We start from the raw sequence: 9,404 nt of genomic DNA, 5'->3' as shown, positions 1-9,404 counted from the left end.
TTTGCTCGTATGTGTCAGCCCCGGATACCACGGCGCATATGGCCATGACGATGATGTCTATTAGTTTATGCAGCGCGTTATGATGCCGGGGATCTTGCACGGTCTCGAAATACTGGTCTATGGTGCGTTCTTCCATGAGCGCCTCCTTTGTTTAAGTCGCCCACAGACCTTACACCAGTGCTTTAAAAAAGTCTAGTTGAAAAATATTTATAAGTATTTCAAGTTATTATAGATGTGCTACCATATACTGCACCCTGAAGCCCGTCTTTTTTTACATGCGTATGCCCTGTGGCCGTAATGCCGTGCATCTCACATTTCCGCCGATAAAAGCTCTTATCATTGGCGCCATCGCTGGGACGCCCGCCGCTGAAAAACATGCCTTTTGCCTGCCGTTTCCTCCTTTGGCTTTATCAAAAGGGGGGTTCTTAATCCGCCAAATACATGCTTGCCCCTATTTAATCGCCGGGGCCCTGTTGATATTATTTTGTGCACAATGGGACATGCCGTCCCGTTTTCGGCGCAGGAATGGCCTTGCGCAACCTTTGAATCATGAAAGAAGGAGGGACACTATGGATCACGGATCCGGGCGCCAGGAAATGCACGGGGACATGGATATGGACCACGATGCGCACCAAGCCGGACACGGATCGCAAGAGGGCCATGAGGGCCATGAGGGCCATGGCTCGCACGGCGGGTCTGGCGGACACGGGGCGCACCACGCCCACATGGCTGCAGACTTCAAAAAGCGTTTCTTTGTTTCCCTGGCGGTCACCCTGCCCATCCTGATCCTCTCCCCTCTGATCCAATCCGTCCTGGGCATTCGGGAAAACCTGGCGTTTGCAGGCGATCAATGGGTCCTGTGGGCGCTCTCCTCCTTTGTGTTCTTCTACGGCGGCTGGCCTTTCCTCAAGGGGCTGTTCCAGGAGTTCGCCAAGCGCCAGCCGGGCATGATGACCCTTATCGCCGTGGCCATCGCCACGGCCTATGCTTACAGCAGCGTCGTGGTGTTCGGGCTCAAGGGCAAGGTGTTCTTTTGGGAGCTTTCCACCCTGGTGGACATCATGCTTCTGGGCCACTGGATCGAGATGAAGTCCGTCATGAGCGCGTCCCGCGCCCTGGAAGCCCTGGCCCGGCTCATGCCCTCCGAGGCTCACAAAAAAATGGAGGATGGGAGTGTGACGGACGTGCCCCTGGACCAGCTTGAGGCCGGGGACCGGGTCATAGTGAAACCCGGGGAAAAAATCCCGGCCGACGGCAAGGTGGTGGAGGGCGTCTCCTCGGTGAACGAGGCTATGATCACGGGCGAGTCGGTTCCCGTGAAAAAGTCTGCGGACGCCCTGGTCATCGGCGGAGCCATCAACGGCGAAGGCTCCCTCACTGTGGAAGTGAAGAAGACCGGAAACGATTCCTATCTTTCCCAGGTCATCGATTTGGTGCGCCAGGCCCAGGAGAGCAAGTCCCGGACGCAGCACATGGCAGACCGGGCCGCCTTCTGGCTCACGGTCGTGGCGCTTACGGCGGGCGGGGTAACCCTGGCCGTGTGGTTGGTGGTCATGGGCAGAGACTTCGCCTTTTCCCTGGAGCGAACGGTCACGGTCATGGTTATCACCTGTCCCCACGCCCTGGGCCTGGCAATCCCCCTGGTTGTGGCGGTGTCCACAGCCACATCGGCGGCCAATGGATTGTTGGTCCGCAACCGGGCCGCCTTTGAGCGCGCCCGGAATCTCCAGGCCATCGTGTTCGATAAAACCGGCACTTTGACCGAGGGCCGGTTTGGGGTTTCGGACATCCTGGTGTTCGATCAGGAAAAGAGCGAGGACGTGATTCTCACCCTGGCCGCGTCGGTGGAGGCCGAATCCGAGCATCCCATCGCCAGGGGCATATCGGCTTCGGCAAAGAAAACCCTTCCGGTTACCGACTTTTCCTCCATTACGGGCAAGGGCGCGCGGGGAGTGGTGGACGGAAAAACGATCCACGTGGTAAGCTCGGGTTACCTTCGGGAAAAGGACATCCAGGTGGAGGATGAACGCACCGGGAAACTCTCGAGCCAGGGCAAGACCGTGGTGTATTTGCTGGTGGACGGCAAACCGGCCGGAGCCCTGGCGCTGGCGGACATCATCCGGGAGGAATCCCATGAGGCGATTGCCAAGCTCAAGGACATGGGCATCCAGTGCATGATGCTCACGGGCGATAACCGCAAGGCGGCGGCCTGGGTGTCCCGGGAACTTGGGCTGGACGACTTCTTTGCCGAGGTGCTGCCCGAAAAAAAGGCCGAGAAGATACAGGAGATCCAGGAGCGCGGCCTCATCGTGGCCATGACCGGCGACGGAGTGAACGACGCACCGGCCCTCGCCCGCGCGGACGTTGGCATCGCCATCGGCGCAGGCACGGACGTGGCCGTGGAAACGGCGGACATCGTGCTGGTGCGGAGCAATCCCCAGGACGTGGCCGCTATCGTGGGCCTGGCCCGGGCCACCTATGGAAAGATGGTGCAAAATCTCGTCTGGGCCACGGGCTACAACGTGTTCGCCATCCCATTGGCCGCAGGGGTGCTTTACGGCTACGGAATCCTGTTGAGCCCGGCCCTGGGCGCGGGCCTTATGACCGTCTCCACGGTCATCGTTTCCATCAACGCCCGCTTCTTGAAGATACCCACGTGAGGGGGGAAGGGATTTTTGAACCTGCAAGCGCGCTTGTTTGGCGACAGGATTTCGAACAGGCGGCAAAAAACTCAACGCCTTAACAGGAGCAAGATCATGAAAACCAAGCGTTTGACATTCTCCCTGACCATCCTGGCGGCATCGCTTTTCCATGGATGCGGTTACGGCCGCATGGGCCGGCCCATGGATGGATATGGGCATATGATGGATTACAACGGATATGGAGGAATGTTCATGTGGCTCATCTTCTTGGTTGCGGCGGCGGTCATCGCCTATCTCGTCATTGATCGAAACAAAAAGACAGGCGGCTCGACAGGTCCGTCGCAAGAGAGCCCCATGGAGATTCTGAAAAGGAGATACGCAAATGGCGAGATTTCCAGGGAAGAGTTCGACCGAATCAAGAAAGAGATCGAAAATTGACGCCGTAAAAAGAAAGCAGCCGAGTTCCAAGGCCAGTGGCCTTCTCGCCTTCGGGCTGCTTTTCCTGTTCGCATCCCTCCCCGCACAGGCGGCCGCCGTGGAATACGACCTGACGATTTCAAAGCAGCCGGTGAATATCACGGGGGAGCCCAGAGAGGCCATGACCCTCAACGGGGGCATTCCCGACCCGGTTCTCCGCTTCCGGGAGGGTGACTTCGCCAGGATACGGGTCCACAATAAACCGGTTCCTGGCTAACGGCAATCCGGAATCGTCCCTGGACGCGAAAACCGCGGAGACCGTGCGTCTGCGAATTATCTACGGCATTCCAATTACACCTGGGGAGGCGGCTTGCAAATTCAATTCTGAAGAGCGCACCGTTTCTTCAGCGCCTGACAATGACTATCGAGAATGAAACGAGGACGAACGGATGAAAACGATTCTTAGGGCGGCAGTTGTTCTGAGGATTTCCTTCCTGTAAAAGCTATTATCATTGGCCCATTGCTGGGACGCCCGCCGCTGAAAAACATGCCTTTTGCCTGACGATTCCTCCTCCGGCTTTATCAAAAGGGGGGTTCTTAATCCGCCAAATACATACTTGCCCCCATTTAAACTCCAGGGTCCTGTTGATATTGTTTTAGCCGCAACAGGACATGCCGTCCCGTTTTCGGCGCAGGATCGCCCTTGCGCAAACTTTGAATCATGGAAGAAGGAGGTACATTATGGACGCCCAATCATACTGCGATACCGTGAGCAAGGAACTGGTAGGCTGGAAAGCCCAAATATACGACGCCATCAGCAGGACCGACCGGCTGCCCACCGGGGCCAAGGACCAGATGCTCCCCAACATTCAGGACATCCATATTATCGTGAATGAAATGGAGGAGCGACTGGACACCCTCCGCAACGAATGCCCCGCGGATTGGAGCAGCGAAAACGAAGAGGCCTACGCCCAAAGCGTCCGGGACAAGCTGAAAGGCGCCCTGGTCAACCTGGAAGGCAAGCTGGACAAGTATATGGAAGGATTCCAGGTATAATAACAACGCGGGCGGGCGGAGACGCCAGTCCGGGCCGCTGACAAAGGGCCGGCGTGCCGGCTCGCACGGCCCGCATAAATAAAAACCTCAACGGCCTGCCTGGCGCAATGTATGCACCGGGCATGAAAAACAACCCTTTGCAAAGGATGTTTTCTCATGGGTGAATGGAGCATTGCGGCGGCGGGAACCGCCGGCCAGGGAGTCCAAACCATCGGAGAAGTTATAACGGTCGCAGCCCGTAAACAGGGTTACGCTGTTTTCTCCTGGAAAGAATACGAGTCCCGGATCCGGGGAGGACAAAATTCCTACCGGATCCGGGTTTCCGAAGACCCGAAAAACGCCCCCGTGGAGCGCATGGACATTGTGCTGGCCCTGAACATGGAGGCGGCTGAGAAATACGGCTTTCTCGTTAAGCGGGACGGGCTGCTTCTGGCGCCTGAATCGTCAAACAAAAACGCCCTTGCCATGGACTTCCAGGCTCTCGCCAATGAGTCCGCCGGAAAAAAGATCTTCGCCAACGCGGCGGCGGCGGGAGCTTTGGCGGCCGCCATGGGCATGAACCCCCAAGGCGTGAAATCGGAGTTGGCCGCTCGTTTTACGGAAAAAGGCGCAGAATCCGTCGCAGGAAACGAGTCCGCGTTTCAGGCGGGCTACGACCACGCCATGGCGTTGTGCAAGGAAAGGCGCACCCCGTCCATTCCGGACAGGGACCAACGCCCCGAAGCACTGACCAACGTCCATGAAGCCATAGCCATTGGAGCGGCTTATGCCGGGTGCCGCGCCATTTTCGCCTATCCTATGACCCCGTCCACCAACATCATCGGGCAAATGGCCGCACGTTGGGAGGACTTGGGCGTCTTCTGGGAGCAGGTGGAAGACGAAATCGCGGCGATCAACATGGCCATTGGGGCTTCCTACGCCGGCGCCCGGGCCATGACCGCCACCTCAGGCGGCGGCTTTTCCCTGATGGCGGAAGGAATCAGCCTGGCGGGCATGACCGAGACGCCCTTGGTGATCGTCCTGGCTCAGCGCCCGGGGCCGGCCACCGGCCTTCCCACCCGGACGGCTCAGGGCGACCTGCAATTCGCCCTCAACGCCGGGCACGGAGAGTTTCCGAAAATCGTGCTGGCGCCCTCGGATCCCAAAGAAGCCTTTCATCTTACCGTCAAGGCTTTCAACATGGCGGACAAGTATCAGGCGCCGGTCATTATTCTAACGGATCAACATCTTTCCGACGCCCACTTCACCCAGGACATCCACCCCGAGGAATCCGAGCCGGAATACCATCTCGCCCGGGACTGCGAAAATCCTCCCTACCGCCGATACGCCATTACCCGGGAGGGAATATCACCCCGAATGTATCCCGGGCAATCCGAGCATCTGGTTTGCGCGGATTCCGATGAACACGACGAATCCGGGCATATTACCGAAGATCTGTTCAATACGGCCCCGGCCATGGCGGAAAAACGCCTGCGTAAAATTAAGGCCATGGAGCGGGAGATCCCCGAGGCCTTTACCCATGTCCCATCCAAATCAGAAATCATTCTCATGGGATGGGGATCCTCGGGAAACGCTCTGTTTGAGGCTGCGGAACAGCTGACGCAAGAGGGCCGCAGAACGGGCGTCATTCATTTCACCCACCTTTGGCCTTTTCCTGAACTTCCGCCGTTGCAAGGGGAAAAGCTCTTTTCGGTGGAAAACTGCGCCTTTCCCCAACTGGCCAGGCTCGTCCGTCAGGAGACGGGCCTTTCTTTCACCGGAAGCGTGCTGCGGTATGACGGGCTTCCCCTGACCGGGACATACATTAGAGATCTGATTTTGGAGAGCCTATAATGAGCGATAACAGTAATTTATTTGATATTGACGTCCCCTCGCAATGGTGCCCTGGATGCCCGAATTTCACCATTTTGGAAACGCTGAAAAAATCCTTCACGGCATTGGGCTTGAAGCCCCAGGATATTTGCCTGGTCTCGGGAATAGGCCAGGCCGCCAAACTGCCCCACTACATCAAGTGCAACTTCTTTAACGGCCTCCACGGCAGGGCCTTGCCCGTGGCGACCGGCGTGGCCGCCGCCAACCCCATGCTGAAAACCGTGGTGACGACCGGCGATGGGGACTGCTACGGAGAAGGGGGAAACCACTTTCTCCACGCCATGCGCCGCAATCCGGACATTACGTTGATCGTCCATAACAACGAGATTTACGCCCTGACAAAAGGGCAGGCTTCCCCCACTACGCGAAGCGGGGAAGTCCGCGCCCTAAACCCCCAGGGGACCACGGCCCCGCCCTTTAATCCTTTGGCCGCGGCGATCATCTCCGGCTGCACCTTTGTGGCCAGGGGCTTTACGGGCGATTCCGCCCAGCTTGCGGAACTGTTTCAGGCGGCGCTGACTCATGAAGGCCTCTCTCTTGTGGACGTGGTGCAGCCATGCATCACCTGGAAGCCCCATCCGCTCCAATGGTACAAAGACAGGGCCAAAAGGCTGCCCGATGACCATGATCCCCAGGACAGGGCCTCCGCCCTGGCCATGGCCATGGAAATGGAGGAAACCTTTTACACCGGCCTCTATTACAGAGCCGATCCGAGCCCCGCTTTCGCCGGGAGCTGCCATGAGCAAAGGGCTTACTTGCCCATGGCGGAGCAACAGGGCCTTTCCTTGGAAAAAACGCGTGCGTTGTTACAATAAGATTGTTTTACGTCTCTCCAGCCCCCCTCCCGCCCCACAAAAAACGCCGGCTTGATCTCCTCAAGGAAATCATGCCGGCGTTTTTCCGTCCCGTCCACCTTGCCGGGCATGGACGGGTTTCTTATGCGAAAGAATGTGTTAACGGGTTCCTTCCCGGGCGTCGTCGCAGGGTTCATTGTCGTCGTTCAAACGATAGTGCTCGGCCGTAGTCTGCTTGGTGCAGACCGGCTGTTCCTTGATCATGGGGCGGGCGCAGCACTCAGGCGTTTCTTCAGGCGCCTGGTCCATGTGCAAGTAGCCGCCGCATTCCGAACATTTGTAAGTCGCTTTTTCCGCCATGGTTGGTCCCTCCATGTTTTGGGGTTCACGGTTAAAAAACGGAGGGGGGCTATGCAATCCGCCCCCCTTTTCCCCATGTATATAAGATAATTCCAATCAGGCTTTCCACAAGCCGTGAATGTTGCAGTATTCGCGGACTGTCATGGAAGATCCCTCGGGAACGCAGAAAACCGCCTCCGGCGCCTGGCCCGGCTTCAAAAACTCCCGGCAGGCCTTACCGTCCACGATCACTTCGATCCATTCGATATAGTGCTTCTCCTCCATGGGATGGGGAGCGCTTCCCACTTTAACCTTCACGCCGTCGCTGGTCTTTTCCACCACAGGAACGTGCTTCTCCTTGGCAGCGTCCACGGTGTTTTCCTGCATCAGAACCATGGGCTCTCCGCAGCAAACCAGTTCCCCTTCTCCGCCGTGAACCAATTCCACGATGTTTCCGCATGCTTCGCATTTATAGATTTGAAAAACTTCCGCCATAATTTTGTCCTCCTTGTTGGGGTTTGTGTGGATGCAATGTTGAATTTTATATCTGATCGCACACCTTTCCTCCATAGGGTGAATCCCTTAAACAGGACGCGGAAATGGAGTATCGTCATAGAACTCATTTCATTTATATTATGACACTGAGTTCCGCCTGTCCGACCTTCTTCATGGCGGCTTCCCCCTCCAAAGCAAGTCCCCCGCAGGCTTGGAAAGCAGGCGCCATAGGCGGCGTCACCCATCATCGTGCCGGTTAATGCCGCGGCCAAGGGCAAGACCGACTTGTTCGCATTGCCTTTATCTGCGGCGAAGAAACACCCCCGTTAGCGCGGCAGAACTCAAAAATACACATTAGTTAGGACATTTGTAATTTTTTATGATAGTATATTCAAATATATAAGAATAGTTGCGTTAAAGACTGGAATATTGCTCAAATAAGGCAGTGGAAATGATTATCTCGGCAAGCTCACGGACGGACATTCCCGCTTTTTACGGCGATTGGCTCCGAAATCGTCTGGACGCCGGGTATTGCCTTTCGGTCAACGCTTTTAACGGCCGGGTTTACCGGGTTGGACTCAGCCCCCAGGAGGTGGACGGGTTCTTTTTCTGGACCAAAAATCCCGGCCCGTTCATGGAAAACCTCGCCGACGTGCATGCACGCGGCTTTCCATTTATCGTCCATTACACCATCAATGGATTTCCCCGCTTTCTTGAACCTTCCATTCCCTCCGTGGAAGCGTCCGTCTCCCATTTGCGCGCAATCTCCGAAACATATGGAAGAAAGGCCGTCATCTGGCGATACGATCCCATCCTCATCACCTGTGAAACCGGCTTCGATTTTCACCGCGAGAATTTCACAGCCATTGCCCGGCGCCTGAAAGGAGCAGTGAAGGATGTCGTTGCGGCCTACACGTCTTTTGCCTTCAGAAAAACCCGAGCGAACCTGACCCGCGCGGCCCGGGAAATAGGCTTTACGTGGGAGGATCCGCATATATCCTTCAAACAGGCGTTTTTGCGGGAATTGGCGGCGATCGCTTTGGACAACGGCATGACCCTGCGCCTGTGCGGGCAATCCGAATGCCTAAGCCCCGGTATACTCCCGGCAGTGTGCATCGACGCCATGCGCCTGAGCGAGGTCGCCGGCCGTTTGATTCCCAGCAAAAGACCTGGGCATCGCGGGAAGGAGTGCGCCTGCGATTACTCCCGGGACATCGGCGCTTACGACACCTGCGGCCACGGCTGCCTTTATTGCTACGCCACGGCGAGCCACAGGACCTCCCGGTTGTATCGCGAGCAGCATGACCCCAAGGCGGAATGGCTGCGTGGTCCGCGCAGGATGAGCAGGTCTTTCGATGCATCCCAATATGAGGAGAATCGCCCATGAAGCCCGAATACGCACAAATTCCGGCTCAAACGCCCTTGTTCCCGGAGGAGTCCGGCCTGTTTTCCACCTCCGCATCAGGATACAAGGCGATTATGCGGGAGACGTAGTCTCTTCGCTCCTTGGTTGCGCAGGCGCCCTTTGCCAAAACGATCCGGCGCACCTGAAAATACTCCGGACGCCTTGGCGTATAATCCACGGGGAGCGAATAAAAGTCGGCATGCTCAAATAACATGGGCCCGGCCTCGTTGGCTTGGTTGCAAAGAGGGGCGATTGCAGACGCCTTCTACCTACAATTTATTCCTGGCTGACAATTAAAAAAATAAGACGGCTTAACTTCAATACCATAGCGTTCCCGTGTTTTAAAGATTCTATCATCCTGCGCCCCTTGTTTAAGAGAAACGC

11 protein-coding genes are annotated in these 9,404 nt (G+C 56.8%); 7 read left to right on the top strand and 4 right to left on the bottom strand.

Annotated features, from left to right (window positions below; all coding sequences use genetic code 11):
* Nucleotides 1-136, bottom strand: a 136-nt coding sequence (locus BUE18_RS28815; protein WP_139264825.1) for a transposase family protein, incomplete at its 3' end; no start/stop codon positions are given.
* A gap of 433 nt (nucleotides 137-569) precedes the next feature.
* Here BUE18_RS28815 and BUE18_RS20500 point away from each other — a divergent pair.
* From BUE18_RS20500 to BUE18_RS20480, 6 genes are all read left to right on the top strand, one after another.
* Nucleotides 570-2,660: a copper-translocating P-type ATPase gene (locus tag BUE18_RS20500; protein ID WP_170868422.1), complete on the top strand. Its 2,091-nt coding sequence runs from the start codon at nucleotides 570-572 to the stop codon at nucleotides 2,658-2,660.
* Nucleotides 2,661-2,756: 96 nt separating this feature from the next.
* A complete protein-coding gene (locus BUE18_RS20495) occupies nucleotides 2,757-3,080 on the top strand; it encodes an SHOCT domain-containing protein (RefSeq protein ID WP_083611187.1) in 324 nt (107 codons plus the stop codon).
* Nucleotides 3,025-3,336 (top strand): multicopper oxidase domain-containing protein, encoded by a 312-nt coding sequence (locus BUE18_RS28545; RefSeq protein WP_083611186.1) that lies wholly within the window; start codon nucleotides 3,025-3,027, stop codon nucleotides 3,334-3,336. The genes BUE18_RS20495 and BUE18_RS28545 overlap by 56 nt, the downstream gene beginning before the upstream one ends.
* Nucleotides 3,337-3,800: 464 nt before the next feature.
* Nucleotides 3,801-4,115 carry a hypothetical protein gene (locus tag BUE18_RS20490; protein WP_073478044.1) on the top strand — a complete coding sequence of 105 codons (315 nt, stop codon included), beginning with the start codon at nucleotides 3,801-3,803 and terminating at the stop codon, nucleotides 4,113-4,115.
* A gap of 156 nt (nucleotides 4,116-4,271) precedes the next feature.
* Nucleotides 4,272-5,948 carry a 2-oxoacid:acceptor oxidoreductase subunit alpha gene (locus BUE18_RS20485; protein ID WP_073478043.1) on the top strand — a complete coding sequence of 559 codons (1,677 nt, stop codon included), beginning with the start codon at nucleotides 4,272-4,274 and terminating at the stop codon, nucleotides 5,946-5,948.
* Nucleotides 5,948-6,802, top strand: coding sequence for a thiamine pyrophosphate-dependent enzyme (locus BUE18_RS20480; RefSeq protein ID WP_073478042.1), 855 nt, complete (start codon nucleotides 5,948-5,950; stop codon nucleotides 6,800-6,802). The genes BUE18_RS20485 and BUE18_RS20480 overlap by 1 nt, the downstream gene beginning before the upstream one ends.
* 138 nt (nucleotides 6,803-6,940) lie before the next feature.
* On the opposite strand, the gene BUE18_RS20475 is transcribed toward BUE18_RS20480, so the two are convergent.
* Together BUE18_RS20475 and BUE18_RS20470 are read right to left on the bottom strand one after the other, a co-directional pair.
* Nucleotides 6,941-7,141: a hypothetical protein gene (locus BUE18_RS20475; protein WP_073478041.1), complete on the bottom strand. Its 201-nt coding sequence runs from the start codon at nucleotides 7,139-7,141 to the stop codon at nucleotides 6,941-6,943.
* A 96-nt stretch (nucleotides 7,142-7,237) separates the two neighbouring features.
* Nucleotides 7,238-7,615 carry a desulfoferrodoxin gene (locus tag BUE18_RS20470; protein WP_073478048.1) on the bottom strand — a complete coding sequence of 126 codons (378 nt, stop codon included), beginning with the start codon at nucleotides 7,613-7,615 and terminating at the stop codon, nucleotides 7,238-7,240.
* 451 nt (nucleotides 7,616-8,066) lie between these two features.
* Between BUE18_RS20470 and BUE18_RS20465 the strand changes: the two genes are divergently transcribed.
* Complete coding sequence (locus BUE18_RS20465; RefSeq protein ID WP_073478040.1) at nucleotides 8,067-9,002, top strand: DUF1848 domain-containing protein; 936 nt, start codon at nucleotides 8,067-8,069, stop codon at nucleotides 9,000-9,002.
* Between the two features lie 25 nt (nucleotides 9,003-9,027).
* Here the strand turns inward: BUE18_RS20465 and BUE18_RS20460 are convergent, their stop codons facing one another.
* The gene (locus BUE18_RS20460) at nucleotides 9,028-9,234 is read right to left on the bottom strand and encodes a hypothetical protein (RefSeq protein ID WP_073478039.1); all 207 of its coding nucleotides are present in this window, start codon (nucleotides 9,232-9,234) and stop codon (nucleotides 9,028-9,030) included.
* Nucleotides 9,235-9,404: the final 170 nt, after the last annotated feature.

Source organism: Desulfatibacillum alkenivorans DSM 16219, assembly GCF_900142135.1.
GTDB lineage: Bacteria > Desulfobacterota > Desulfobacteria > Desulfobacterales > Desulfatibacillaceae > Desulfatibacillum > Desulfatibacillum alkenivorans.
The sequence above is the reverse complement of the archived record's forward strand: the minus strand, read 5'-3'. Positions and strand labels throughout refer to the sequence as shown.